Below are 25,921 nucleotides of genomic sequence, written 5' to 3' on the forward strand. Positions count from 1 at the left end.
AGTTTGAGATGGCACAGCAAATCGCCTAGAATTTTGCTATATGAATTTTTATAGCTCTATTCAGTTACTACAATAATTAGGCTAATTCGATGGCTCCACTTCCTCCCAATCGTGCTACGACTCTTAAAGCTGCGTATCGGGTTTGTGATGTACGCCCGCTAGAAGGTGAAAATATCCAGCGATACTATGTTCACCTATCAACGGTACGGAAAACTCAGGCGGTTGAAGATGTTAGCACTATTTTAGACTTTCAAGAAGCTGGAGAATTTACCACACTTTTGTTTACAGGACATAGAGGCTGTGGGAAGAGTACAGAGCTGAGACGCATTAAGAGCCGATGGGAATCTGATTACCGGGTAATTTACTTAGAATCAGATGAAGAAATTGATATTAACGATGCTCGTTATACAGATTTGTATTTGGTGATTATCAAGCTTGTTGAGTATGAATTACGCACTTTGGGTTTAAAGTTTGATACTCAACTTCTAAATAGCTTTGAGTCGTGGTTTAAAGATATTACTGAAGAGACGGAAACAACTATAGAAAACTCTGTTGGTATAGAAACAACAGCAGAAGCAGGTGCAGAAATTCCTTTTATTGCTAAACTATTAGCTAAAGTAACTGCTCAAATCAAAGGTTCTGAAAAGAAAAAAATATCAATTAGAGAAGCTCTAGAAAGGGATATTTCCCGCCTCAAAAGTGATATTAATCTTTTGGTGAGTGATGGCTATAAAAAATTACAGACTAAATTTCCGCATTCCAAAGGGTTTTTGATAATTTTTGACAATTTAGATCGAGTGCCACCGAATGTTGGCAATCATTTGTTTTTTGACTATGCAGCACAGTTGCAAGAACTACACTGCACGATTATCTACACGGTACCTATTTCTATACTTTATTCAGAAAAAAACCTAAATAATGTTTTTGATAAACCCAATATTGTGCCGATGGTAAATATTTATGAATTTGAGCGCGATCGCGTAGATTTAGACTATAACCAAAAAGCACTAGACGCGGTTGCCAGTTTGATTGAGCATCGGGTCGAAATTGAGGGTGTATTTGAATCGCGCGAACCCTTGCTAGATTTGGCAAAAGCCAGCGGTGGTCATGTCCGTCAGTTAATGCAGATGATGCGAACTGCTTGCCAAACTGCTAGCACTCGCGGTCACAATAAAATTACGGTTGAAGATGTCACCTATGCAGTTAAACAGGAACAATTCAATTTTGAGCGGGTTATTCCTACAGAACACTATCCTCTTTTAGCACAAGTCTGCATAAATAAAGATATTAATAAAGACGAAATAGGACAATTGATGCTGTTTAATACATCTGTTTTAGAATATAACGGCAACAATCGGTGGAACTACGTTAACCCAGTGATTAAGCAAATAGATGCCTTCCAAAAAGCTCTTAAACAAGGTCTCCAATATCCTTAATGCTTACCTGAAGCTATCTGAATTAGCTTCAAATTTCAATAGTTTTATTTCTATAAATCAGCAGCAATTATCTGAACTAATAACATTTATAGATTTTGCAGAAGGTTTTATAATTGGGTTTATAGAAATTAACTTTTCAAAAGATTTAGATACTTTGATTGAAGCACTCAAGAAGCATCCTAAATGCAAAGATATTCAGTTTGAGTTGCTAAATTTTAACGACCCGGAACTGCGCTTTTTGAGGGATGCAATAATCCAAAGACTTCCAAATATAAATATTGACCCTGATAAAAAATTAGTTTTAATCCTGCAAGGGTTGGAAAAATCAATTGGGATGTTTGGGGAATACCCACCCGTGCTACAGGATCTTAACTTTGTTCGGGATTCCTTTACTAAGAGCGTCCCTCATCCTATTCTTTTTTGCTTACCAGATTATGCGATTACTCGTCTAGCTAAATTTGCACCTGATTTTTGGGCGTGGAAATCAGGCATTTTTCATTTTAATACAGTTCAATCTACTAAAGATGATGCCCTTTCCAAAACTCTCCAGTCTGACAAAATACTCCATGAGTTAGAGTTCACTGAAAAGCAAGAGCGAATTGATTTGTTACAGAGACTTTTGATGGAATACAGCCCTTCCGGCTGTCATGAAAAAGAAGAATATTTACAGACACAAATTCAGATTTTGACTCAGTTAGGAAAGGTTTATCGCAGCCGAGGTGAATTCACAATAGCGACAGAATACTTAGAAAAAGCACTTAAGTTAGTAAATAAAAATGAGGATTTCAAGAATGAAAAAGCTACTGTTCTGTATGAATTAGGAGCTGTCTACGCCCTTCATAATCAAAATGAGCAAGCGCTCGCCCTTATAGAACAGTCACTCTTAATTGCCAGGGAAGCTGGCAATCGCCTGCTTGAAGTCATAATTCTGTATAATCTGGGCAAGGCTTACTCTTTGGTAGAGCAGTATCAGCAAGCTATTGAGTCTTATCAGCAGTGCTTGGCAATTGCAAGGGAAATCGGTACTCGCAAAATTGAAGGTATAACTCTCAATGATCTCGGCGGTGTTTTCACGGCTCTAGAGCAGTACCAGCAGGCAATTGAGTTTTATCAGCAGTGCTTGGCAATTGCAAGGGAAATTGGTACTCGCGAAATTGAAGGTATAACTCTCAATGATCTCGGCGGTGTTTTCGCTGCTCTAGAGCAGTACCAGCAGGCAATTGAGTTTTATCAGCAGTGCTTGGCAATTGTACGGGAAATCGGCGATCGTGAATTTGAAGTCATAACTCTGAATGATCTGGGCGGTATTTACGCTGACCTAGAGCAGTACCAGCAAGCAATTGAGTGTTATCAGCAGTCTCTCAAACTGTGCAAATTACTCGATAATCATCAAACCCAGGCAGTAACGTTGTTGATGATTGGGTTGTTATTGGCATATAAACAGGGAGATTTCACCACAGCGCTAACCTACTTGCAGGAATCTTTAGCAGTTTTTCAACAACTCACGTCTCCAGTTGTAGAGAAGGTTAGGCAAATCATTGCTGATGTGCAGCAGATGGCGGATGCTCAAGGAAATTCTATTAACAGTAATAGATAAAGTTGAGTGAAGTAAGCGATCGCGTTTCACCAAAAGTCTTTTGTTAAGCTAGTAAATCTGGATCTACACCGAGAGATCGCTATTCTTTATGACTACACTAAGCGAAAAATAAACGGGTAGCGGTAGGGTTGCCATCATCTTCCACGCTGATTATCTCGCCAGAAGATAGTGAAGAACCAAGCGATCGCTCCCAACACCAACAAAACGGGTGTTAACCAATCGCCCCAACGCACATATAAAGTCTGTGTTTGTCGTCGATAAATTGTGGCTACGTGTAGCTGGTAAGTATTCATTTTAGATATCCACAAGGTTCTCCCATGAGGATCTATCACGCCAGAAAATCCAGTATTCGTAGCGCGGACAGCCCAGCGATCGCTTTCAATTGCCCGCATCAAATCTTGAGCGTGATGTTGAGCCATCATCGATGAGGTGTAATGAGCATCGTTCGAGGCTGTAAGAATAAATTGCCCACCCGCAGCCGCCTGACGACGGAACAGTTCGGGAAAGGCGGAATCATAGCAAATACCCACAATGGCACGTCCAAAAGGTGTATCAAATATTTGATTTGTTTTGCCAGGAATTAGGTGAGCATCAAGAGGAGAAAGTTTGTCAATCAGTTTCCCTAAAACTTTTTCAAAGGGAATAAATTCCCCTAAAGGCACTAGCTTGGTTTTGTCGTAGCGGCTAAAAGTTTCACCAGTACCAGTAATCGTATAAAGACTATTTGTATAATCATTTCCCGCTTCCCCAAAGGTGCCTATCCAAGCAACTACACCTTTATCCAAAATTGCTTGTAAGACAGAATCTCCAATCCAACTTGGTTGCGTCCACTGGACTGGCAAGGCTGTTTCTGGTATTAAAACAGCATCAACTCCCTCGTTAGCTAAAGTTTTGTAGCCACTGGTATAACCTTCGATTGCGCGACGCCAGCCTATGGGATCGAATTTGAGTTTATTGGGAATATTGCCTTGAATAATTCCTACTTTTAATGCGGTTTGTGGAGGTTGCATTAAGGGACGGCTATACAGCCCAAATCCGATTAGATGTAACGCTACTAATAACCCAGCCGCAATGCTTAAATAACCTGGATGAAGAACGAACCGCCTTAGCGAAGCCATGCGCGTTAGCGCTTTAGGCGCAGAGGACGCAGAGGAAGGAGTGGAAAAATCTGTTTCTTCTCTATGTCTTATGTGTTGTTTGCGGTTAATCCATGCTTCGGCAATTAAGCCATTAACGGCTACAATTGCTGCGGTTACTGTGTTCGGGCCAGAGATTTGACCAAGGTGCAAAATAGCTAGATTGTGAGGACTTTGGGTATAAGAAAGGGAAGTCCACCATAGCGATCCAGAACCCCAAAGGCTTTCAAGTTCGCACCACAAAACAATGCCAATCAAAAGACGAAGCAAGGATGAAGATGTTTTGCTTGCTGGCTTGCAGAGGAAAGCCAGAACAGCCGCCCAAATTGCAACTAATCCGGCTCCCCAAAGGGTGATGAAAGTCCAACAGAAGAATGCGATCGCTAAACTTGCCAGCCAGGGAACCCCCAACCATGTCATCGGGTGAATCCCGGTAATCCAAGATAAAGCAACGCCGTGATAGCCAATCCCCCACGCTAAACCAATTAAAAAGGGAGAATTAAAACTTAAAAATGAAGAAGTTTCTCCTCCTTTTTTAAGCTTTAATTCTCCCTTTTTAACGATTAAAATCCATAGAGGAGTTAAGGCAATCCAAGCGAGAGGCCATGCTTGGATGGGAGCTGTTGTCACCCCCATCAAGATGCCACCTAGCAGAGAAATTAAAGATGCAGAATTAAAAATTAAAAGTAGTTTCTTCATTTTTAATTTTGCATTTTTAATGTTTAATTCTCTACTTCTTCCTCATCATCAGTCGAGTCAGTCGAGTCAGTCGAGGGGGGTACTAATGCAACAGCAGCGATCGCATCATCTTCATCCAGGCGTTGCACCCGGACTCCAGTTGCCATCCGGGATTGCAGGGAAATCGCATCGGTTGCTTGACGGATGATAATGCCTCGGTTCGTCACCATCATTAGCTCATCGCCTTCATTGATCACCCGCAATGCGGCGAGTCGATCCTTCGACTTCCGGAACTTCGTCGCCACTAACCCCATCCCGGCGCGATTTTGCAGGCGGAATTGAGAAACCGGGATTCGCTTACCGTATCCACCCATTGTAATCGCTAACACCCACGGCCCTTGACCATTGGTGATGGGGGCGTCTTCACTGGTTGCTTCCAATGCTTCCGATGCTTCCGACTCCTCACTCTCGACGATCTTCGCAACCACTTGACTTGGCAAGATATCCATGCTAATCAGTTCATCCGCATTGCGGAGAGCCATTGCCCGGACGCCTCGCGTGGCGCGACCGAGGGGACGCAGTTGCTCGTGATTGGTTCTAAAGTGAATTGCCATTCCTTGTCGCGATCCGATGATGATGCTATCATCGGCTCTCGCTCTTCGCACCCACCGCAACTGGTCGCCTTCTTCCAGGGAAATCGCAATCAAGCCATTTGCCCGAATATTGCCGAAAGCAGACAGTTCTGTCTTTTTGATGTAACCACCCTTGGTCAGCATCACCAGATATTCATCGCTGGTAAACTCTGTAACCGGCACGATGGAGGTGATTTTTTCGTCTCGCGGGATGGGCAGCATTTGCACAATCGGGATACCCCGCGCCGTGCGAGACGAAGCTGGGATTTGGTACGCCTTGAGGCAGTAAACGACACCGCGATCGCTAAAAAATAGAACGCTATCGTGGTCGCAGCAGGTGAGGAAATGCTCAACGCCATCATCCTCTTTCATGCCAGTGCCTTTCTTCCCTCTCGTATTGCGGCTTTGCGCCTCGAAAGTGTTGACTGGCATCCGTTTGATATAACCCTGCTCTGTTAGCAGAATTAAGGCTTTTTCGTTGGCAATTAAATCGGTGTCATCAATCTCACCTTCCGCGTGTTCGATGGTGGTTCGTCGCGGTGTTGCGAAGGTGGTTTTGATTTGCGACACTTCATTTTCAATGATTTCCAGGATGCGACTTTTGTTCGCCAAAATATCCTGCAAATCAGCAATTTGCGCTTGTAACTCTTCGTGTTCTAAGCGAATTTTTTCAGCTTCCAGTGCTGTCAGGCGTCGCAACTGCATCTGCAAAATCGCATCCGCTTGCGACTCAGACAACCCGTAAGTCTCCATCATTTCCGCTTTAGCGGTTGGGGTGTCGGCGGCTCTGCGGATTAGCTCAATCATTGCATCCAGGTGCAACAGGGCAATCAGCAGCCCTTGCAGCATATGGTCTCGCTCTTCTGCTTTCCGCAATTCGTAGCGGGTGCGACGGGTGATGCACTCAATCCGGAAATCTAGGAAAACGGTGAGGAATTTCTTGATACTGAGTAACTGGGGTTCCCCATTTACCAGCGCCAGCATATTCGCCCCAAAGTTTGCTTGGATGGGGGTTTGCTTGTAGAGGTTATTCAGGACAACGCGGGGATAAGCGTCTCGCCGGAGTTCTACGACAATCCGCATTCCATCGCGATCGCTTTCATCCCGAATATCAGCAATTCCCTCCAGCCTCTTCTCATTCACCATTTCGGCAATTTTCTCAATCAGCGCCGCCTTATTCGTTTGGTAAGGCAACTGAGTGATAATGATTGCTTCCCGGTCAGGACGCCCCCGATGTTCAATGGTTTCTATCTGGGCAACACCCCGCATTGTAATCGAACCGCGCCCAGTCGTATAGGCTTCCTTAATCCCAGAAACTCCCAGGATTTGCCCCCCTGTCGGAAAGTCTGGGCCAGGAATATACTGCATCAACTCCAGGTCAGTAATCTCTGGATTGTGGATCAAGGCGATCAATCCAGAGATTAACTCTCCCAGATTGTGCGGGGGAATGTTCGTTGCCATTCCCACGGCAATCCCCGAAGAACCATTGAGCAACATCTGGGGAATGCGTGCGGGTAATACCAGCGGTTCTTGCTGGGAACCATCGAAGTTATCCCCAAAATCTACTGTTTCCGCTTCAATATCCTGGAGGAGGGCAACCCCTGTGAGGGCTTGCAAGCGGCATTCGGTGTATCGCATTGCCGCTGGTGGATCGTTGTCCACCGAGCCGAAGTTGCCGTGTCCGTTAATCAGCGGGTCGCGCATGGAAAAATCCTGCGCCATCCGCACTAGGGCGTCGTATACCGCTGTATCACCGTGAGGATGGTATTTACCCAGCACTTCCCCCACCACACGGGCACATTTGCGGAAAGGTCGATCGTGGGTAAGACCCAGCTCATTCATGGCGTAGAGAATCCGCCGGTGTACGGGTTTCAGACCATCCCTAGCGTCTGGGAGTGCCCTACCAACAATTACGCTCATCGCGTATTCCAGGTAAGACCGGGACATCTCGCTCCCTAAATCCGTGGGGATAATCCGCTCCGGGGAAGTGGTCATACTGTGAAAAAGCTCCAAAAGTATAGAAAAATGGCAGATAATCTGCAAAGGCTTGCAATAACTTCCGCCTTAATTCCAAATAATGACAAATTCTATTAAAATTTTATCATATTTTGGTCTTTCTGGGTCGTTAGTTCAGGCTTAATTCCTAATGATTAATGGCGAATCGTTTGTGGCTAGTAATGCGTTTTGCCATGCGCCCCAAACCATCCGTAATTAATCATCTTTTAACTGACTCTGGTTACTCGGCGATCGCTTCTTGCTGCGTTTTGAGTTGAGCCGTAATCAGAGGTGCTTTGGGAGCCAGAAAAAAGCCAATCAAACTGGCAAACAAGACAGGCGTTAACGGACTTATGTTCGTTAGTTTTGTCAACAGTAAAGTTGTACTTACGGGCGTCCGCGTTACCGATGCATTAAAAGCCGCCATAACGCAAATCATGGCAAGGGCAGGATTCAGTCCCGGAATCAATAGAGCGATCGCTTTGCCGATACAAGCACCCGTGAAAAAGATCGGGATGATAAACCCACCCCGCCAACCACCTGTAACCGTAATGGAAATCGCCACCATTTTGGCAATCGCTAGGGTTAACAAGAAAGCGATTGAAAAATCACGATCGAGGACTTCTGCTAACTCTTCGTGTCCAAAATAACGGGTGAGGGGGAAAAGAGTCGCTAAAATGCCCAATCCTAAACCAGCAAAAGTCGTCCGTACATAAATGGGGCCGGGAATTCGAGCCAAAAGGCGATCGCATCCTCGAAAAATGCTCATGAACAGCCATCCGGCTACGGCTCCAATCACTCCGTACAGGATCGCCATCGCAAAATCATCAATGTTGTCGAGAGTGTACTGGGGAAAATGCCAAGTTGGGGCAATCCCCAGTTTGGTAATTGCCGCAAAAACTAGATAACTCGCGCAACTCGCCACAATCGCTGGCAGGATTGCTTCGTAATACTCCAAAACGTGTTGATGGTGCAAAATCTCTAAGGCGAACATGGCACCGCCCAGAGGTGCGCCAAATAAAGCAGTGAAGCCCGCCGCCATCGCCGCTAAACTCATCGATCGCAGGTCTTCCCCCTGCAAATTCAAGCGGTCAGCGACCCAAGTTCCCAAGGAGCCAGTGACTTGTACCAGCGGTGCTTCTGGGCCAGCACTGCCCCCAGCCGAGATGCTCAATAGGGACGCCAGAATCATCGAGGGATTTTTGGTCGCATCCAGGCGTCCGCCGCGAAAGTGGATATTATCAACAAGTACGGCAATTTCACCGGGATTCCCTAGAAAATAAATCACCAAGCCGATTAGCAACCCGGCAAGTGGCATCACCAGCAGTAGAGTCGGCCCTTCAACCCGGTTAAGGATGTGAATCAAGAACTCCAGAACGTTCCAGTACAACCCAGCGAATAAGCCACAAGCAGTACCGAGAACCGTCCAGCGTAAGACCCAGCGTGAAATCATCAGAGGATTTCGCTTTGCCAAGCCAAAAAGTTGAGGAAATCTCCAGCGTTGAGTGCGATCGGGGGGGTTGGGCTTTTTTGGTGACACTGCTATTTCCTCGCTATTGCAGGTAAAAGAGTTTTCTCCTCCGCCCAGACTCCGCAATCGGGCGTAAAAGTTATACTTTTTTATTCATAAATTGAATCATAAGATACAAAATTTTGAGGTTAGTTATGAACAACTTATCTACGCGATAAGTTTCTGTTGGATGATCCAGGAGAAGCGAGAGAGAACGGATAAGGCAGACGGCATTTTAAAATTTAAGCCTCAAGACAGTGTATGTCTCCCCACGGAGGAGTTTAAGCTGAGTCACGGACAGTTAAACCTATTTGGGTAAATATATATGAGCGCTGAACAAGTTTCTCAAGATGAAGAGATGAACGAACAACAAGAAGCACTAGACCCAGAAGTGAAAGAAGCGATCGCTAAGATCAAACAGCCTCCGTCAATCAACGAAACTCTGTTGAATGTAGAGCCAGGTGAACTGAAGAATAACCCGGCGGTGGCACCTCAAATGTACAACGAAGGTGAAGATTTGAGGGATGATTTGAAACGGGATTAAGCAAGGTGCAGATAATGCCAGAAAGCATTGATGCTGCCTATGATTGATCCTGGTGTTGCCAACCTTTCTCGGACTATGCTGCCTGTAATCTACTCAGATGAGTTTCTCGATCACGACACGGGTCGATCCCACCCAGAACGACCCGCACGCCTGACGGCAATTGTGAACGCTTTAAAAGCTGCGCCTTGGGCAGATCAAATTGAATGGCAGCTGCCAACGCCGGTAGAGAACCGAGCGATCGCGCCGATTTTACAACAAGTCCACACTCAACAACACATTGAGAAAGTCCGACAGATTGCCCAAAAAGGTGGCGGATATTTGGATGGTGGCGATACCCTTGTTTCTCCTCGGAGTTACGAGGTGGCAATGCTTGCAGCCAGCGCGTGGCTGGATGGGGTAGATTGCGTCCTTGCCACTAATAACCCAGCTTTTGTGCTGGCACGTCCTCCCGGACACCATGCAGAACGCAATTATGGCATGGGGTTTTGCTTATTTTCCAATGCAGCGATCGCAGCCTACTATGCCCTCGAACAACCCAGCATCAATCGCGTTGCTATCCTCGACTGGGATGTTCATCACGGCAACGGCACGCAAAATATTGTAGAAACCCACCCCCAAATTGCCTACTGTTCCTTGCATCAATCTCCTTGCTATCCCGGCACCGGACAAGCTTCCGAACGCGGTATCCACAACAATGTGCTGAATTTCCCCATGTTTCCTGGCAGCACAATCACTGAATACCAACCGCTTTTTGAGCAGAAGATTGTACCCTTTTTAACCAATTTTCAGCCAGATTTGCTGATAGTCAGTGCTGGTTATGACGCGAATGCAGATGACCCATTAGCTAGTATTAACCTGCAACCGCAAGATTATGGGTTATTTACCGATTATTGTCTGCAAGTAACTCGTCGCATTGTTTTTGGTCTTGAGGGCGGTTATGACCTCTCATCATTAGCGAAATCTGTTCTATCAACGATTGAGCGATGTTTAGTATAGGCTTTTGGCGCTCAGTTTTTGCCGCTTAAAATAGGGCTGAGGGTTGAGGACTGAGGACTGAGTAACTAATCGTTTAAAGCACTATTATTTAGCGATCAAGAAAAAAGAGTTGTTTCTATTCTGGCGCAGCCCAAAGAAATTCTCGTGTGATTATTTCCAGTCTCAATGGCGTTAAGGAAATATACTTAGTCCTTGCTTTGCACTGCAACGCTTAACATCACTTTTATCTGAGTCAGTCAAGCGTTGCGCTAGCTCCAAACTCTTTAACTCTTTCCACTCCAAGCAATCGGAGGGCTGGGATAGGATGCCGAATAAGAAGCACTAGGGCGAGTTTTCGTTTCTTCGTCTAGGACTTTCACAACTTTGTTGTAAATTTCTTCTGCCTGTTGCAGAGAATCACCAATACTGGTTAATCCCAGCTTGCCGAACTCGGAAAGACAACCCATGAGATGGAAAACGGTGCCGGTTTCTGTACTGGTATCAAAGTGCAGCCGTTGGTGGGCAATAATATCCATCAAATCATTCGGCAACAGCCCTACATAACGTTCTTTTTGGAGGTTGTCGGTAGCAACATAGTATTTTGGGCGACCTTGTTGGCTGTAGAACAAACCCGTGGAACTGTCATAGCGACCGTTGGTTAAAAACTTGAGGGTCATAAACGGGTGGGTCGTCCCGCCCTTCCGCAAATTGATTTCAATCGCTTGGATGTCCCACTGCTCGCCAGATTTTTCGGGGTGATGACAGGCGATAAAGTCCACCCCAAAGCGTTCTAAAGCTCCTTTTTTTGCCAAATTTCGCCCCACACGCAATCCTAAGTCCTGCAAGCGCAGGCGGTAAGCTTCATCGGCGGGGAAGTTGCAACCGAGATAAATCTGACCATCTGGGCCACCCAGAATTTGGTCGTGCGTGGAGAGAATTTCTACCTCTCCATTGGGGTCAATGCGACCTTGAACGCTAGGCGATCGCTTATGCTCTCCTTCAATAAAAGCTTCTACAATTGCCCCTAACTCTGGGATACGGCTGGAAAAATTTTCCCAAGTTTCTGCCTTGGCTTGAAAGCTTAAGGAGGAAAAGCGATCGCTAATCGCGGCAACCCTTTCGGCATGGGAGGCTTCTCCGGGTGCCACATTTTTGATTGGTCTGAGATCCAGTAGCGCATTCCCCTCGCCGGAAAATCCTTCATTGAGTTTGACAACCATCCGCTTTAACTGCGGTTGGCGTTCCCACAATTCGGCTGCTGCTACGCCCAAGTCTTCTGCATTCCAGACACTGTCGCTGCCATCGGGATGAGGAACCCCACACTCGGCAAAGATTTTCCGGCTGCCGCTTTTGGTGCCCCAGGTGAGTAAATCGGGGTCGAGCGCCAGAAGGGGAATGCCCATCTGTACTGCCAAATCTCGCTCTAGCAAGGTCGAGTTATAGCAGATCATGTAAGATTTTTCGGGGCGCAAGGCTTGCCGCATCCGCTCCATCAAGCGAGGGCGCTCTAAAATCTTCTGAGTCAGAGGTTTGGCTGAGGAATCGTAGGTAGAAAATAGTAACAAGCGATCGCGAGCATGAGAAAACGGAATTCCTGGCAACAGCTGCAAGTAGTAATCAATCACAATTGGCGGTAACGGCTGTGAAGTTACATAAATCAGCCGCGTGCGCGGGTGTCGCAGGCGAATTAAAGAAAAGAGCAGCCGCTCTTCATAATTGAGAAAGCCCTGAATTTTAAGTAGTTCCCGCTGGTCAAGGCTGACCGAAGGAATCACTAAAATATCGTAGTCATCGCTGTCGAACAAATCGACTCCCTGCCAGCGATCGCGCAGTTGGGCTTGAAGCAGTTGAAACTGCTCCGCCTGCTTAGAGGAATTCTCTACACCTTGCATTACCATAGACCTCCGCCTTGCTCCCAACGCTGCCCCTATCAGCGATTTTACCCAGATCAGGGGGAAAATATGGGCTTTGCGACACAAAACTGTAATTCTGCTTGACTGATGGCGCGAGTTGGAAACAAACAGATTCCGCCTCGGCTGTTTCCAAAAAAAAGATACCCTCACTAAACCCGTAGATTTGAGGATAATGAGGGATTTTGATGAAGTTTAAAGTTTAATCCAATCTACTTGGGAACCCCCGCCGTCAGTACCTCATGTCCTGATTCAGTAACTAACACATCATCCTCAATGCGGATACCAATCCCACGCCACCTGTCATCAATTGCAGGTTGCCCCTCGGCTGGTTCTACATCCAGTCCAATATATAGACCCGGTTCCACTGTTAGCACATGACCGGGTTGCAAACTCTGCCAAACTTCTTCCCCGTACTTATAAACACCAGCATCGTGGACATCTAAACCCAGCCAATGTCCGGTGCGGTGCATATAAAAGGGTTTATATTTCTCCTCTTTGATAATTTCTTCAATATCACCCGCCAGGAGTCCCACATCGATTAAACCTTCGACCAAAACGCGCACTGCCGTGTCGTGACCTAAGTTGTAGGGATTTCCGGGTTGAACTTGCGCGATCGCCTGTAACTGCGCTTCTAATACAATGTCGTAAAGCGTCTTCTGCTCTGTCGTAAACTTGCCCCCGACCGGAAATGTGCGCGTGATGTCGCCGTTGTAGTAGTCGTAGCAACAACCCGCATCAATTAGCAGTAACTCGTTATCCTGCATCTGCCGATTATTCTCAATGTAGTGCAGCACGCAAGCATTCGCGCCAGAGGCAACAATTGAGGGATAAGCTGGCCCCATTCCACCCCGTTTTCGGAAGATGTGTTCTATCTCCGCCTGCACTTCGTACTCGTAACGCCCCGGTTGAGCGAATTCTCGCGCCCAGTTGTGAGCTTCTGCTGAGATGTCAGCCGCACGACGCATCAATTCTATCTCGGCTGGACTCTTCACCAGTCGCATCCCGTGAAGCACCGGATTGGTGTCTTCAATCGCAATGGGTCCCGTACCCCGCTTGGGATAACCCGCCATCAACCGCTGCCAGTGGGTGAGGATAGTCTCATTGAAAGCGCGATCGCGTCCCAAATGATAATAAATCCGGTCGGCTTTTTCTAAATACTGAGGTAGTTTCTCATTTAGTTCTGCAATCGGGTAAGCTTCATCCGCCCCATAGAATTCTTTTGCCTTTTCCACCCCGACCCGATATCCTGTCCAAACTTCCTTCTCTCGTTCCTTCGGCTGGACAAACAATACAAATCGGTGTTCTGCATGGTGGGGCGCTAAAACTGCCACCGCCTCTGGTTCGTTAAATCCAGTTAAGTAATAAAAATCACTATCTTGCCGAAAAGTGTACTCAACATCGTTGTGCATGACAGCCACTGGGGCACTCCGAAAGATGGCAGTGCCGTTGCCAATTTTCGCCATCAACTGCTCGCGACGCGCTGCGTATTCTGCTTGCATAATCTCAACTACGTATCTTTGTTTTTCTAGGTGGTCGAGTCAGTCGAATTGACCAATATATTTTCAAGGTTATACTATGAGAGATTTGGTAACAAATCTTTATAGGGTGTACTCGAATACAACTCAAATTAAAATTTTCTGAATCGTTAGCGATTTTTTCAGGGGATTGGCTGCGCGATCGCTAATGACTGGATTCGACGGAACGATACTCCCGATCGACTCTTGCATCTATTAAATGAGAACAAAAATATTTCAAATAACAAAAAAACCGCTTCCATCTCGCTTAGCAATTTTACAAACGAATGATAGAGGCAACTATGACTCGCTTCCCCCTTCAAGAACAAGATGAAGTCACAGATTTAAAGGTCAAAACAGTATATAACGAAATTTTGTCTGAATTAGGGTTTGGGATCATTCCCAACATTTTCAAATCAATGGCGATAAATCCCGGTGTGCTGGAAGCGAATTGGAAAAAATTCCGCGCTACCATCCTGCAAGGAGATGTGCCCCGCACCCTGAAGGAAATGGTGGGAGTTGCCATCTCTCAGGCTCACAACAGTCCCTATGCCCTCAACGTTCACTTGCATGGATTATCAGCGCTAGGAATGAGTGAAGAAGTTCTCCGGACACTGGTTTCAGACTTTGCTGCCTGTCCGCTTCCCAAGCGCGAAAAAGCGGTCATTCGTTTTGGCTTACTTGCCGGGACTAAACCCCACGAACTGACCGCAAAAGATTACCAAAATCTACGAGAGTTGGGGCTAGATGACTCAGAAATCTTCGAGATTATTTCCACTGCTGACTTATTTACCAGCATAAATCGATACACAGACGCGATCGCTCTCGAAATTGACCAATTGTAAATTGCCAGTTTTCTCGTGAGTCCGTATTTTCTTGAGAATGTCGTTCGTTAAATTTCAGGAAAAACAGAATCATCCCAATAATGGGCAATACCCATGACTCTTTCCCTCCGTTTGATAGTAGCAATGAGCTAGAAAAACAAGCTCGCGAACCACTACTGCTGATAGCCCGCCGTCTGCTTGCGGAAGCCCAAGCTCTTTCCAGCCGCATCGCCGCTGTCAATGAAATTGCGACAGCGATTAACCGTACCCTGGATATAGACGAGATTTTGCGGGTTGTTGGTAAACAAGCTAAATGGCTCTTGGATTTCGAGCATTGTAGCGTCTATATCTGCACCGATACCAGTTCTTGCCGCCTCGTAACCCTATTTGGCGATCCTGTAGAGTTGACTGCCACGATTGTCGCAGAGGACAGCCCTTTAGGTCGTGCAATGAAAACAGGTCAATCGCAACTGATTCGAGAAGGCTCTCTATCTGTTTTTCTGCACTCTTATGCTTCCCAAATATTCGTCCCCCTACAGAGCGATCGCCAAGTCATTGGTACTATCAACTTTGCGACTACCCAAGCCCACGCTTACACACTGGAAGATTTACGCATTAGTTATTTACTAGCCTTGCAAGTATCGGCAGCAATTCGCAACGCCAGTGGCTTCGCCCAATTAAATCAGCTATATGCCCAACTAGAGGCAGAAAAACGCAAATCTGAGCAACTGTTACTGAACGTACTTCCTGTACGTGTAGCCGATGAATTAAAACGCACTGGCAGAGTTAAACCCGTGCATTATGACTCTGCCTCAGTATTGTTTACCGACTTTAAAGATTTCACTCAATTAGCCGAACAACTCACTCCCGAAGATTTAGTCAATGAATTAGATTATTGCTTTTCTTGCTTCGATATGCTCATTGAAACCCACAAGTTAGAGAAATTAAAAACAATTGGTGACAGTTATATGTGTGTTGGAGGAATTCCCACTCCTAACCGCACTCATGCAATTGATGCTGTACTAGCCGCCTTACAAATTCAAGCCTTTATGCAATGGCGGCGGCTCGAAAAAATCAAAAATAATCATCCCTATTGGGAAGTCCGCATCGGCATCCACTCAGGACCCTTGCTAGCGGGTGCGATCGGTCATAATAAATTTTCCTATGATGTTTGGGGCGATACGGTTAATACTGCCTCCAGAATGGAATCCTGTGGAGTTTGTGGCAACATTAATATTTCAAAAGCCACGTTTGAGTTAGTGAAAAATTTTTTTGATTGTGAATATCGGGGAAAAGTCAATGCAAAAAATAAGGGTGACATTGATATGTATCTTGTCACCCGCCTCAAAAAATGCTTTTCCCTAGACCCCACCGGATTGTTACCCAATGAGGATTTTAATCAACTTTATGCGGCAATCCAATCGGGGCATCCTGATTAGTCATTAGCCATTCACTAAATAATAACTAGGGACTCATCACGCATGATTGTTTAAAACTTATAACTCATCACTGCGATCGCAGTGCCATTTTCTGGCAAATCCGTTGATTTAACCGTCAAAGTATCACTATTGACCCGACGCACCGGCATCCCATCCATCAATGCCAAAAATTCATCCACGGAGACAATATCGCAACTCGCAGCATCGGCGGCTTGGGTACGGTAATGCGTGGGAATCACCAATTTGGGATTGAGGACTTGTACTGCCTGCATGGCTTCCTGAGGCGTGTAGGCTTTGTCACTTCCGCCTACGGGTACTAACAATACATCGGGACGTCCCATCAGGATTTTTTGCTCAATATCAATCGGTGCAGCAGCACCGCCTAAATGCAGAATATTGATTCCTCCTTGCGTCCAACGCCAAGCCACGTTCGTGCCAAATCGGCGTCCACCGTTGCGATCGTGGTTAATGCTCATTCCTTGAATTTTTAGGTTGTCAACTTGGTAAACTCCCGGTTTATATAAAAACTGGGGATTCCCTGGCAACCCTTCCACCGCCCCTTCATCAAGTAATAGGCTGCTGACTAGCACTAAATCCGCCGGCACCTTCGATGAACGATACCCAGCCGTACAGCCCAGCTTCTGAAAGGGATTCGCCAAGACTCGTTTACCACTTCCAGTAAACAAAAAGCTGGTATGCCCCAGCCATTTCACAGAGACAGATCCACCAGGTGTTGCCGCCTGATAAGTCTGAAATCCAGAAGCCAAGCCTGTTCCTAATGCTGTAAGCAAACCCGCCCCAGCATAGCGCATCAACTGTCGCCGTTTCATCAGAATTTAGTCCTCAGTCATTAGTCATTAGTCCTTTGCTAATCGCTAATGCTTAATTGAGCGATGAACAATTAGCCATTAGCCATTAGCACTAAAGCGATTCCAGGAAGTTTCGCAGCAATTGCTTTCCTGAAGCCGTCAGAATACTCTCCGGATGGAATTGGACGCCCTCAATATGCGGATAGTTCCGATGCCGGACGCCCATGATGGTTCCGTCGTCTACCCAAGCCGTAATTTCCAGGACATCTGGGCAGCTGTGTCGGTCAATCACCAAACTATGATACCGGGTAGCGGTAAAGGGATTGTCTAATCCTCGAAATACGCCGACACCTGTGTGATGAATTGGAGAAGTTTTGCCATGCATCAACATGGGTGCAGAAACAATTTCACCGCCGAATACTTGACCAATGCCTTGATGTCCCAGGCAAACGCCCAAAATGGGTACCCCGGAACCCATCTTTTGAATTAACTCCAGGGAAATTCCGGCATCTTCTGGACGCCCTGGTCCCGGCGAAATCACAATTCCATCGGGTTTAAGCTTTTCGATTTGCTCAAGGGAGATTTGGTCATTGCGATACACCTGAATTTCAGATGCTACGGGCAGTTCAGCGCCAAGTTCTCCCAGATACTGCACCAAGTTATAGGTAAAACTGTCGTAATTATCAATAACCAGAATCAAATGTAAACTCCTTGTGAGTCAGAAGCCTTCAACTCAAAACTCAAAACTACTTAGCGCAGCATCGACTGAATCCGAATTACAAGGGGTGGCAAAAGCAGCGAACCAGCGACCAATACCGACACGAGTGCCGAAACCAGAACGGCACCAGCAGCACAGTCTTTAGCAATTTTGGCAAGCTCATGGTAAGCCTGCTTAACCGTTAAGTCAACAACTGACTCAATTGCCGTATTCAATAACTCCAGCGCCAACACTAGCCCAATTGTTATTCCAATCACCGCCATTTCGACTGCCTTCAACTGCAAAAAGACACCCAAACCAATAGCTAGGGTGCCTATAACTACATGGATGCGAAAGTTGCGTTGGGTAATAAAGGCATATCGAAGTCCGGCCCAAGCATATTTAAAACTAATTATTAAGTTCGGCGCAATTCGCCAAGCTAAATCCCGGTTTGGTTTCACTACATCTGAGTGGTTCAAAGAAGGTGTGGAAATTTCTTGAGACATGGCAAGGGTTTTACGGGGCTGAAGGGCATGAACCATCGCTCCGGCTGGCGCGTGGGCGAAACTTGAATCTAAGTACAGATGAAGGCTATTGGGTATAGCTAGGCTAGATAGTAAGACCAATAACCTGGAGTAAAGTTTCCTGCTGGTTCAACATTTTAGTCAGGCTATCTTCATCGGGATGATCCCAGCCGAGTAGATGAAGCAAACCGTGAGCCGCTAACCAGGCTAGCTCTGTTTTTAAAGGATGTTCCTGTTGTTGAGCCTGCCGAGTCGCAGTCTCAACGGAGATGACGATATCACCAAGATACAGAGGTGTATCCTCTAAAAAATCCATCGGCTGAGGACAGTCTACCTCTAAGGATGCAAAAGCTAATACATCTGTCGGTTTATTTTGATGACGATACTGGGCGTTGAGGGTCTGTATTTCTTTATCGTCCGTGAGGCGCAAACTCAGTTCATAGGCATCCGCTTGAGGAATATCTAGATGCAGCGTTTCCATCCAACGATGGAACCAAGTTTCCCAAGTTTCAGGTGAAATTTCTTCTTGGGCACTGGCATCTGCTGGATTGGACGAGAAGAAATAGTCTTGGATGCTAACTTCTATGTTTATGCCCATACAACCGGGTTCCGGATTAACGAGTCAGGTAAGAAAGACCGATCAGCAGCGCCACAAGACCAATGGTTGACAGGGCAAAATGTTTTAACGAAGTGCCTCCTTTTCGTACCATGTTTCGCATTGCCAGCTTCACGTAGCTGGGTTGAGGCTCTGTCGAGGCGGGTGTCGATTCAGAAATGGGTTCTGGAGTTTGTGATGCCGCTTGTGGCGTTGACGAGGAGTTACTCATAAGGATAATTACTGAAGACTCAAAAGTGGTTTTTCCAGCTGATGATAAGCCAGGGATAAACTTTTCTTCCAACAATGTAACAGTTTGTTTCGCAATTGATGGCAAATCACCGAATCAGCAAGTAAAGGACAAAGGAGCGATCGCTCCTTTGTCCACCCGATGTTACTAATTTCTTGGTGTCTTGGTGGCTAAGTAACCCTCTCACAGAGGCTACCCTAAAGACCCAACGGCGCAGCTTTTAGGTAAGCTGATTTTCTTGGCGCAGATAGGCTTCAATGAACGAATCGAGGTCGCCATTCATCACATCGTTAATGGCAGTCGTTTCTACACCTGTCCGCAGATCCTTGACCATCTGGTACGGGTGGAAAACGTAGTTACGAATTTGGTTGCCCCAAGCTGCCTCTACCATATCCCCTCGAATGTCCGCAATTTCCTTGGCGCGTTGCTCTTGGGCGACAATCAGCAACTTAGCTTTGAGGATGGCAAGACCTTTTTCTTTGTTTTGCAGCTGACTTCGCTCTTCAGTACAGCGCACGGCAAGCCCGGTGGGAATATGAACAATCCGCACCGCTGTTTCCACTTTGTTGACATTTTGTCCACCTTTACCACCAGCCCTAGAGGTGGTGATTTCTAAATCCTTATCTGGAATGTCCAGAGTCACGGATCTATCCAGAGTTGGCATTACTTCCACTCCAGCAAAGCTTGTTTGGCGCTTGTCGTTGGCGTTGAAAGGCGATATCCGCACCAGCCGGTGGGTTCCTTTTTCTGCCTTCAGGTAGCCATAAGCATAACGCCCTTCAATCTCTAAGGTGGCTGACTTAAGCCCCGCTTCTTCTCCTTTGGAGATTTCCGCTAAGGTAACTTTGTAACCGTGGTTTTCTGCCCAGCGAGTGTACATCCGCAGCAACATTTCCGCCCAGTCTTGGGCGTCTGTGCCACCTGCACCGGCGTTAATGGTTAAAACGGCTCCGCTTTGGTCATAAGTACCGGAAAGCATCTGTTGCAATTCCCATCGCTCAAGTTCCTGATTGAGCTTGGTGATGTTGCTTTCAGCTTCCAAAAGCAGTGACTCGTCGGCTTCTAATTCCAGCAGTTCCACAACCGCCCTGGCGTCTTCTAGGCTGTTTTTCCACTGGTGAAATTGTTCCAAGTGGGATTTGAGGTCATTGAGTTCTTGGAGGGTTTGTTGGGCACTCGTTTGGTCGTCCCAAAAATCCGGTTGCGCCGCGACTTGCTCCAAGTCTTGAATTTTGGCAGTTAGAGCAGGAACGTCAAAGATAGTCCTGGGTTTTACCCAGGCGATCGCACAACGTTTCGACTTCGCGTTTAATGTCTAGGAGTTCAATCATTGTTTTGAGCTTTTTCCGATGAGCGCTTGGTAGTAAAGTTGCACTCTTTTCGATCTTAGCTGGAGTCTCTCTCCCAATCACTAAGACCTGAACAAAGAAAGCGAAGGAGAGGAACAGGGGAAGTTACCAATTATCTTTTACCCATTACCCCATTAAGATTGAATTTGTGGAGTAACTGCTGAAAGTTAAAGATAGTCTTGATCTTGATCCAGATGCTAAGACAACGTTTCTACTTCACGTTGGATGTCTATGATTTCCAGCATTGCTTTAGCGCTTTTTCTTGATCGCTGCTCATATTGCACTGCAATCAAATTTATCTAAGTTTCTTGCTAAATGTCCAGTCCCAAAAAAAGCCGTGGGAAACCACGGCTTCAAGATGTGTGCGCTTAATGAAACTTTTGCCTGTTAGTCGCGGCTATTAAAAGCGATCAGCAACCGCAGGATAAAAATGAACAAATTGATGTAAGTCAGATACATCGACAAAGCAGCAGGCAGATATTGGTCATCGCGGTAAGCGCGGGGCAGGATATAGAAATCCACCACAGCAGCTCCGGCAAACAAAAACACGCCAATACCAGAAATGGCAATTTCTAGCCAGGTGGGTGTATAGACACCAAACAAAGACAACAGCAGCTGACCCACTAGCACCACAACTAGGGCAATAATACCTAGCTGTACTGTTTTAGTTAGAGCCATGCCGTCTTGCTCCGACAGATTGGAGCCAATCTGTCGTGCAGCAATAAAGGTAACGCCACAGCCGAGGGCGGCAAAACCAATTCCTGCCACACCGACCCCTGGCGTCCTCAGAGCCACAAATATCAATCCGCTTAGGGTATAGCCTGACAACAGACTGTAGGTAGCCAGAAGGGGCAGAGCAACGCTTTTCTTACCATTAATGGCAACTTTTTGGGCAACGAAGAAAAGGGCGAATTCTGCAATCAGGGCAACCCAGAAGGTTGGCATGAATAGCCCTGGGTTGGAGCGGAGAACGCCAAGACCCCCATAGGTGCCAAGTGCGGTTAAGACAAGTCCAGCGCCTACGTAGGGAAGGGCTTTGGCAATAACATTGGGGCCAACGAGTGCGTGATTTTTAGCCTCACGCATCGCTTGACGGAAGTTACTGGTGTTACTCATGAAGCTTCCTCAGAAATATTACGAGTCATTTACATTTATGCGATCGCCAGTCTAATTCAATTGTGACGTAGAGCCGGAGTCCTTAGAAGGGTGGGTTTCACGAAGCAAACGCTTACGGTTTGTTTTTGAAGTAAGGATTAGTTTTTGGCTACATCAAACTGCAACTTACGTATATATGCTGACATTCCGGGAGAGGCTCTCTGTGAGTTCCGTATTCCAACGATGGTTGTTGAAAGCGCCTATACAGAAAATGAATTCAGTTAGACGAAATGAAGAGATAGCGATTTCCCAATCTCCCAAACGGGGTGGTTTTACAGAGGCTTTGACAATGGCGACTCAATCTTCTTGCAGCTCCGATTCGATGGAACTTTTGATTGCTTACTATAAAAATCCATCAGTTGAAGTTCGCAATCAACTGGTGCAGTTGAATGCTGGACTGGTTCGGAAGATGGCTCATCGAGTCAGCTATCAGTGTGCGGAACCTTATGAAGATTTGGAACAACTCGGCTATCTCGGTTTGATTCGGGCGATTGAGCGATTCAATCCCCATCAAGGTTATGCTTTTAGTTCCTTTGCGGTTCCTTACATTCGCGGCGAGATGCTGCATTATTTACGCGACAGAAGCGGCGTAATGAAAATGCCTCGTCGGTGGCAGGAAATCCAGCAGGAAGGACAAAAGGCGCGAAAAGAGTTGGCACAAACTTTAGGGCGATCGCCAAAAGAAGCTGAAATTGCCCAAGCAATTAAAGTATCTCTAGAAGAGTGGAGCGAAAGCAAGGTTGCGGCTCAAAACTGCCGACCATTAAGTTTAGATAGTGTCGTTTTTGAGCAGTCTGACTTTCAGGTGACGTTGGCGGAAACACTCCCTGACCCTCGCTATCAATCTTGGCAAAGTCAAGAAGAAGAACGGCAAGAGCTGGAAGGGGCAATGAGTTATTTGGACAACAAAACTCAAGCAGCAATTGAGTTGGTGTTGGTACGAGATCTTCCTCGGAAAGAAGCGGCTAAGCGAATTGGTGTCAGCCCGATGACGGTGACACGGCATCTTCAAAGAGGAGTTGAGCAGTTGGTATCGCTGTTGCAACCTCAATCAACCGAGCGTTTGGCTAGTTAAAGGCTTCCTGGAAAGAATTACAAGCAAGACAGCTTGTTTGGGAAGTAGTCGCCAGTTAAAAATTAGTAGAGAGTTTGTAGAGTGGTATATACCACTCTATTTTTTTAGGTGGCATAACGCCTGAAGGCGTTCGGCTACATTTTCCCCAAAGCTACCACTGCATTCTGCCCTCCGAAACCAAAGCTGAAACAAAGCACCTGTTTAATTTCACCTTGACGCGGGACTTTAACTAAATCTAAATCAAATTCTGGTTCCTTTAACCCCACACACGGTGGCAAGATTTGATGCTTCAATGCCATTAGGGAGAAAGCGACACCTAAGGCTCCAGATGCTCCCAATGTATGACCTGTGGCTCCCTTAGTAGAACTGACTGGCACCGTTTGGGGAAAGAGATACTGAATTAAGTGCGCCTCATTTTGGTCGTTGAGCTGGGTAGCGGTACCGTGAGCGTGGATGTAATGGATGTCCGCAGGGAAAAGGTTGCTGCGATCGCAACATTGTTTGACCGCCGCGATCGCACTCCGACTTCCTGGCTCAGGGGTATTCGTATGATAAGCGTCCGATGTCAAGCCAAATCCCAGCACTTGACCATAAATCCGTGCTGAGCGACGCTTTGCCAATTCTGCGGATTCCAGTACCAAGACGGCTCCCCCCTCTCCCAAGGCTAAGCCTTCCCGCCACCGATCAAAAGGATAAGCGCCCGTTTGAGCTAAAGCGCCCATCTGCTGAAACCCTGCCAGGGTCAGCGGTGTAATCGATGATTCCACGGCTCCAGCAATGACTTGCTGACAGTGCCCAGTTTCCAAGAGCGACGCTGCTTGCGCGATCGCCCAAATTCCAGTTGCACAAGCCGCCATTGGTGCCAAGACTGACCCAGTTGCCCCGATTTGACGAGCGGCTGCGATCGCATTCATGTGGGGCAGCGTCTCCAAAAAAGCCTGGGTTGGCAGGTGTTTGTATAGCGGCGATTTTACTGGTTCGGCATCCCGATAGAACTCCCGCGCCAATTTCTCCCAAGATGCCTGATAAGAGCGACTCGAACCAATGACGACTCCACAATCGGGCAAAGGCGAAACCAAACCAGCATCTTCCTGCGCCATAGCGACAACCCGCTGAGTCAGGGTTGCTAACTCAGCGGGTTGTTTCCCTATCAATCCTAAGGGTCGGGGGGCAAGTTCTGGAAAGGGTTGATGCAACTGAATGCCAGATTGACCGGCGATTAAACGTTGCCAGCTCGTCTGCAAGCTGTTACCCAAAGCCGAGACTAAACCAATCCCAGTAACGACAATCTCCACCGATTACCCAGCGAATCGCCAATTGCTATTTCTTGAGATTTTCCGCACCTTTGGTCACCTTAGCCGATTCAATGCGATCGCCCTGCTGAATCTTGTCAACGACCTCCATCCCTTTGGTTACATAGCCAAAAACAGCATAGTCACCATCCAAGAACGGCAAATCGGCTAAAGCAATGTAAAACTGCGACGAAGCCGAGTCGGGTAAAGATGAGCGAGCCATTGCGACAGCGCCACGAGTATGTCGCAACTGCGGGGGTTGAGAAACACCCGCACTTTTGAGCGTTTCGCTGAGAACGGGTTTTTCCGCCCCTTTGGGCTTAATTTCGAGGGGAATGTAACGCGCTTGACCCGTCGCTGGATCGATAAAACCACCCATCCCCAGACGTTCTGTGGGCACATTCGGGTCTTTACTTTGCGGATCGCCACCCTGAGCAACAAAGGGTTGCGGTTGCCGCACTACGCGGTGAAAGACCAGTCCGTTATAGACACCTCTTTGAACTAAATCGACGAAATTCCCAGATGTAATCGGGGCATTAGTGCCATCGACTTCAATCGTAATTAGCGAGCCTTTAACCGTCATGTCTACGGTGGCTTTACCTTCTAGGCGGGGCAAACTGCTTGTTTTGGGACTACTCGCTGGAGTGGCAGATGCTGAGGTTGTTTCAGTTGCTGAGGGGCTGGTATCCGAGGAAGTAGCCTGCTCGGTGGTACATCCCCCCAACATCAGTCCTGCGATCGCAAAAAGTAATATAAACCAGTGCCGGATTTGTATCTGCATTTTCATTTCACCTAATTGGTAGCCAGAGCTACTGAATCATCTTATGCAGATATTGGGAGGCTCAACCAAGAATTGTTAGAGACCTTCAATGGGCACTTCCAAGAAGCGAGCCAGTTGGGCACCCTGATTTTCCAGCTCTGACAAGGGTAGAGGTTCCCCAACTCGCGTCAGGGGAATATCGCGGCGTCCTTTGACGCGCAGGTAAATCGACCGGCGTGGGTTGAGACCTTCTTTAATTTCCACCCGAATCGCTTGGACATCTTGTATGCGACAGCCGACTTCAATTTGGCGGTTTTTGCCGAGAAAGCCCCATCTAAAGATCCGAATATATCCGGTTTCTTGATTAAACTCGTTGTAACCGCCCCCTACGTTTAAAAGAATCATCATCCATAGATAGAGCGCTACGAGTAACCCAGCTAACCCGTAAAGTCCCATGACTATCCCTTGAGGGATAAAAAGTAACTTGGTGGGGTCAGCAAAAGGGAGAAGATTGACTTTTAGGTAACTTGAAATTCCAGCCAATAAAAAGCCTGTAGCTCCCAAGGAGACTACGGTTGCCCACCAATAGTTACTCAAACGACGAGAGCCTAAAACCTCTTGACGGAGAACGCGGTTACTTGTGGATGTTGTCGGTGCAGCCATGAAAGAAAACTCTGTGTTCGCCAAAGTTGTTAAGGAAAATTTTTAAGATCGGACTGATTCAGATTATCTAGCTTCCCAGGGATTTATGCTATTGATTTAGCAATCTAACTGAGCTAGAGATTAATGAGAAGTACGTGTCAGATTGTAAAAATTCTGATATTTTCTTATCATAGAGGACACGTGCTAGAACCCTAGGGTTTTACTTTGGGGACAAAAAGCGCCCCATTCCCAAATAACAGTAGCCTGAAACCCGGTATCAGGGCGACAGGTTAGTGGAAATTGACACGCAGGGGAATCAAGCGAGTGTGTCTATTGAAGACAGAACCCGGCAAACTTCTCCAAAATAATCCCACTACTGTCTGACGTGGGTCGTGTCAAATAAATAATGTTAATTGCTCAAGTTCAGACGATTTGACGCAATAGTAAGAGGATTTGAAATGACCATTGCAGTCGGACGCGCGCCAAGTTCAAGAGGGTGGTTTGACGCCATTGACGACTGGCTCAAGCGCGATCGCTTCGTATTTGTCGGCTGGTCCGGCCTACTGCTATTCCCCTGCGC

The 25,921-nt window shown here is 46.7% G+C and carries 22 protein-coding genes and 1 pseudogene; 8 read left to right on the top strand and 15 right to left on the bottom strand.

Translation table 11 applies throughout. The features are described 5' to 3' along the window. The first annotated feature begins 89 nt into the window (after nucleotides 1-89). Entirely contained in the window at nucleotides 90-1,436 is a 1,347-nt protein-coding gene (locus tag H6F52_RS02705; RefSeq protein WP_190531744.1) for an AAA family ATPase, read from the top strand. A gap of 154 nt (nucleotides 1,437-1,590) precedes the next feature. Continuing rightward, on the top strand, nucleotides 1,591-3,033 hold the full coding sequence (locus H6F52_RS02710; RefSeq protein WP_190531747.1) for a tetratricopeptide repeat protein: 1,443 nt from the start codon (nucleotides 1,591-1,593) through the stop codon (nucleotides 3,031-3,033). A 134-nt stretch (nucleotides 3,034-3,167) separates the two neighbouring features. On the opposite strand, the gene lnt is transcribed toward H6F52_RS02710, so the two are convergent. The 3 genes from lnt to H6F52_RS02725 all read right to left on the bottom strand — a co-directional run bounded on the left by lnt (nucleotide 3,168) and on the right by H6F52_RS02725 (nucleotide 9,014). Next, the gene (lnt, locus tag H6F52_RS02715) at nucleotides 3,168-4,868 is read right to left on the bottom strand and encodes an apolipoprotein N-acyltransferase (protein WP_190531749.1); all 1,701 of its coding nucleotides are present in this window, start codon (nucleotides 4,866-4,868) and stop codon (nucleotides 3,168-3,170) included. A 23-nt stretch (nucleotides 4,869-4,891) separates the two neighbouring features. Next, nucleotides 4,892-7,474, bottom strand: a complete 2,583-nt coding sequence (gyrA, locus tag H6F52_RS02720; protein ID WP_190531751.1) for a DNA gyrase subunit A — start codon at nucleotides 7,472-7,474, stop codon at nucleotides 4,892-4,894. Nucleotides 7,475-7,715: 241 nt separating this feature from the next. Next, the gene (locus H6F52_RS02725) at nucleotides 7,716-9,014 is read right to left on the bottom strand and encodes a chloride channel protein (protein WP_347276179.1); all 1,299 of its coding nucleotides are present in this window, start codon (nucleotides 9,012-9,014) and stop codon (nucleotides 7,716-7,718) included. 295 nt (nucleotides 9,015-9,309) lie between these two features. Between H6F52_RS02725 and H6F52_RS02730 the strand changes: the two genes are divergently transcribed. Beyond that, entirely contained in the window at nucleotides 9,310-9,528 is a 219-nt protein-coding gene (locus H6F52_RS02730) for a hypothetical protein (RefSeq protein WP_190531752.1), read from the top strand. Nucleotides 9,529-9,603: 75 nt separating this feature from the next. Next, nucleotides 9,604-10,524 (top strand): histone deacetylase, encoded by a 921-nt coding sequence (locus H6F52_RS02735; protein WP_190433460.1) that lies wholly within the window; start codon nucleotides 9,604-9,606, stop codon nucleotides 10,522-10,524. 263 nt (nucleotides 10,525-10,787) lie between these two features. Here the strand turns inward: H6F52_RS02735 and H6F52_RS02740 are convergent, their stop codons facing one another. After that, a complete protein-coding gene (locus H6F52_RS02740; RefSeq protein ID WP_190430613.1) occupies nucleotides 10,788-12,395 on the bottom strand; it encodes a peptide ligase PGM1-related protein in 1,608 nt (535 codons plus the stop codon). A gap of 230 nt (nucleotides 12,396-12,625) precedes the next feature. Next, on the bottom strand, nucleotides 12,626-13,915 hold the full coding sequence (locus H6F52_RS02745; protein ID WP_190531753.1) for an aminopeptidase P N-terminal domain-containing protein: 1,290 nt from the start codon (nucleotides 13,913-13,915) through the stop codon (nucleotides 12,626-12,628). Nucleotides 13,916-14,232: 317 nt separating this feature from the next. Between H6F52_RS02745 and H6F52_RS02750 the strand changes: the two genes are divergently transcribed. Further along, the gene (locus tag H6F52_RS02750) at nucleotides 14,233-14,775 is read left to right on the top strand and encodes a carboxymuconolactone decarboxylase family protein (protein ID WP_190526194.1); all 543 of its coding nucleotides are present in this window, start codon (nucleotides 14,233-14,235) and stop codon (nucleotides 14,773-14,775) included. Between the two features lie 80 nt (nucleotides 14,776-14,855). Then, on the top strand, nucleotides 14,856-16,193 hold the full coding sequence (locus tag H6F52_RS02755; protein ID WP_190531754.1) for an adenylate/guanylate cyclase domain-containing protein: 1,338 nt from the start codon (nucleotides 14,856-14,858) through the stop codon (nucleotides 16,191-16,193). A gap of 50 nt (nucleotides 16,194-16,243) precedes the next feature. Here the strand turns inward: H6F52_RS02755 and H6F52_RS02760 are convergent, their stop codons facing one another. From H6F52_RS02760 to H6F52_RS02790, 7 genes are all read right to left on the bottom strand, one after another. Next, a complete protein-coding gene (locus H6F52_RS02760) occupies nucleotides 16,244-17,023 on the bottom strand; it encodes an MBL fold metallo-hydrolase (protein ID WP_190414469.1) in 780 nt (259 codons plus the stop codon). 91 nt (nucleotides 17,024-17,114) lie between these two features. Continuing rightward, entirely contained in the window at nucleotides 17,115-17,702 is a 588-nt protein-coding gene (locus tag H6F52_RS02765; protein WP_190414470.1) for an aminodeoxychorismate/anthranilate synthase component II, read from the bottom strand. A 50-nt stretch (nucleotides 17,703-17,752) separates the two neighbouring features. Then, nucleotides 17,753-18,205 carry a diacylglycerol kinase family protein gene (locus H6F52_RS02770; protein ID WP_190414492.1) on the bottom strand — a complete coding sequence of 151 codons (453 nt, stop codon included), beginning with the start codon at nucleotides 18,203-18,205 and terminating at the stop codon, nucleotides 17,753-17,755. Nucleotides 18,206-18,308: 103 nt separating this feature from the next. Continuing rightward, entirely contained in the window at nucleotides 18,309-18,815 is a 507-nt protein-coding gene (gene ybeY / locus H6F52_RS02775; protein ID WP_190430612.1) for an rRNA maturation RNase YbeY, read from the bottom strand. A 22-nt stretch (nucleotides 18,816-18,837) separates the two neighbouring features. Then, nucleotides 18,838-18,999, bottom strand: coding sequence for a DUF3285 domain-containing protein (locus H6F52_RS02780; protein ID WP_347275892.1), 162 nt, complete (start codon nucleotides 18,997-18,999; stop codon nucleotides 18,838-18,840). A gap of 289 nt (nucleotides 19,000-19,288) precedes the next feature. Further along, nucleotides 19,289-20,396 (bottom strand): peptide chain release factor 2 gene (gene prfB, locus H6F52_RS02785; RefSeq protein WP_190414494.1). Its coding sequence is split into 2 segments (ribosomal slippage): nucleotides 19,289-20,323 and nucleotides 20,325-20,396, totalling 1,107 coding nucleotides; the frame shifts between segments, so codons are not numbered across the junction. 408 nt (nucleotides 20,397-20,804) lie between these two features. After that, a complete protein-coding gene (locus H6F52_RS02790; protein ID WP_190531755.1) occupies nucleotides 20,805-21,533 on the bottom strand; it encodes a Bax inhibitor-1 family protein in 729 nt (242 codons plus the stop codon). A 328-nt stretch (nucleotides 21,534-21,861) separates the two neighbouring features. Between H6F52_RS02790 and H6F52_RS02795 the strand changes: the two genes are divergently transcribed. Next, the gene (locus tag H6F52_RS02795; RefSeq protein WP_190414495.1) at nucleotides 21,862-22,647 is read left to right on the top strand and encodes an RNA polymerase sigma factor SigF; all 786 of its coding nucleotides are present in this window, start codon (nucleotides 21,862-21,864) and stop codon (nucleotides 22,645-22,647) included. 134 nt (nucleotides 22,648-22,781) lie between these two features. Here H6F52_RS02795 and H6F52_RS02800 read toward each other — a convergent pair whose 3' ends face one another. From H6F52_RS02800 to H6F52_RS02810, 3 genes are all read right to left on the bottom strand, one after another. Beyond that, nucleotides 22,782-23,942 (bottom strand): beta-ketoacyl-ACP synthase, encoded by a 1,161-nt coding sequence (locus tag H6F52_RS02800; protein WP_190531756.1) that lies wholly within the window; start codon nucleotides 23,940-23,942, stop codon nucleotides 22,782-22,784. Nucleotides 23,943-23,967: 25 nt separating this feature from the next. Further along, nucleotides 23,968-24,720 carry a peptidylprolyl isomerase gene (locus H6F52_RS02805; protein WP_190414474.1) on the bottom strand — a complete coding sequence of 251 codons (753 nt, stop codon included), beginning with the start codon at nucleotides 24,718-24,720 and terminating at the stop codon, nucleotides 23,968-23,970. 75 nt (nucleotides 24,721-24,795) lie between these two features. Further along, nucleotides 24,796-25,362 (bottom strand): photosystem I assembly protein Ycf4, encoded by a 567-nt coding sequence (locus H6F52_RS02810; protein WP_190531757.1) that lies wholly within the window; start codon nucleotides 25,360-25,362, stop codon nucleotides 24,796-24,798. Between the two features lie 437 nt (nucleotides 25,363-25,799). On the opposite strand from H6F52_RS02810, the pseudogene H6F52_RS02815 reads away from it, so the two are divergent. Further along, nucleotides 25,800-25,921, top strand: a pseudogene (locus H6F52_RS02815) (photosystem II D2 protein (photosystem q(a) protein)); the annotation flags it as partial.

Origin of the sequence: Coleofasciculus sp. FACHB-542 (assembly GCF_014695825.1) — a bacterium.
In the GTDB taxonomy this organism is placed as follows: domain Bacteria; phylum Cyanobacteriota; class Cyanobacteriia; order Cyanobacteriales; family FACHB-T130; genus FACHB-T130.

What these genes read in the sequence shown, in the direction of transcription:
- H6F52_RS02705 (WP_190531744.1), top strand. Translation starts at nt 90, where the DNA reads ATGGCTCCACTTCCTCCCAATCGTGCTACGACTCTTAAAGCTGCGTAT.
- lnt (WP_190531749.1), bottom strand. Translation starts at nt 4,868, where the DNA reads ATGAAGAAACTACTTTTAATTTTTAATTCTGCATCTTTAATTTCTCTG.
- gyrA (WP_190531751.1), bottom strand. Translation starts at nt 7,474, where the DNA reads ATGACCACTTCCCCGGAGCGGATTATCCCCACGGATTTAGGGAGCGAG.
- H6F52_RS02730 (WP_190531752.1), top strand. Translation starts at nt 9,310, where the DNA reads ATGAGCGCTGAACAAGTTTCTCAAGATGAAGAGATGAACGAACAACAA.
- H6F52_RS02735 (WP_190433460.1), top strand. Translation starts at nt 9,604, where the DNA reads ATGCTGCCTGTAATCTACTCAGATGAGTTTCTCGATCACGACACGGGT.
- H6F52_RS02740 (WP_190430613.1), bottom strand. Translation starts at nt 12,395, where the DNA reads ATGCAAGGTGTAGAGAATTCCTCTAAGCAGGCGGAGCAGTTTCAACTG.
- H6F52_RS02745 (WP_190531753.1), bottom strand. Translation starts at nt 13,915, where the DNA reads ATGCAAGCAGAATACGCAGCGCGTCGCGAGCAGTTGATGGCGAAAATT.
- H6F52_RS02750 (WP_190526194.1), top strand. Translation starts at nt 14,233, where the DNA reads ATGACTCGCTTCCCCCTTCAAGAACAAGATGAAGTCACAGATTTAAAG.
- H6F52_RS02755 (WP_190531754.1), top strand. Translation starts at nt 14,856, where the DNA reads ATGGGCAATACCCATGACTCTTTCCCTCCGTTTGATAGTAGCAATGAG.
- H6F52_RS02760 (WP_190414469.1), bottom strand. Translation starts at nt 17,023, where the DNA reads ATGAAACGGCGACAGTTGATGCGCTATGCTGGGGCGGGTTTGCTTACA.
- H6F52_RS02770 (WP_190414492.1), bottom strand. Translation starts at nt 18,205, where the DNA reads ATGTCTCAAGAAATTTCCACACCTTCTTTGAACCACTCAGATGTAGTG.
- H6F52_RS02790 (WP_190531755.1), bottom strand. Translation starts at nt 21,533, where the DNA reads ATGAGTAACACCAGTAACTTCCGTCAAGCGATGCGTGAGGCTAAAAAT.
- H6F52_RS02795 (WP_190414495.1), top strand. Translation starts at nt 21,862, where the DNA reads ATGGCGACTCAATCTTCTTGCAGCTCCGATTCGATGGAACTTTTGATT.
- H6F52_RS02805 (WP_190414474.1), bottom strand. Translation starts at nt 24,720, where the DNA reads ATGCAGATACAAATCCGGCACTGGTTTATATTACTTTTTGCGATCGCA.
- H6F52_RS02810 (WP_190531757.1), bottom strand. Translation starts at nt 25,362, where the DNA reads ATGGCTGCACCGACAACATCCACAAGTAACCGCGTTCTCCGTCAAGAG.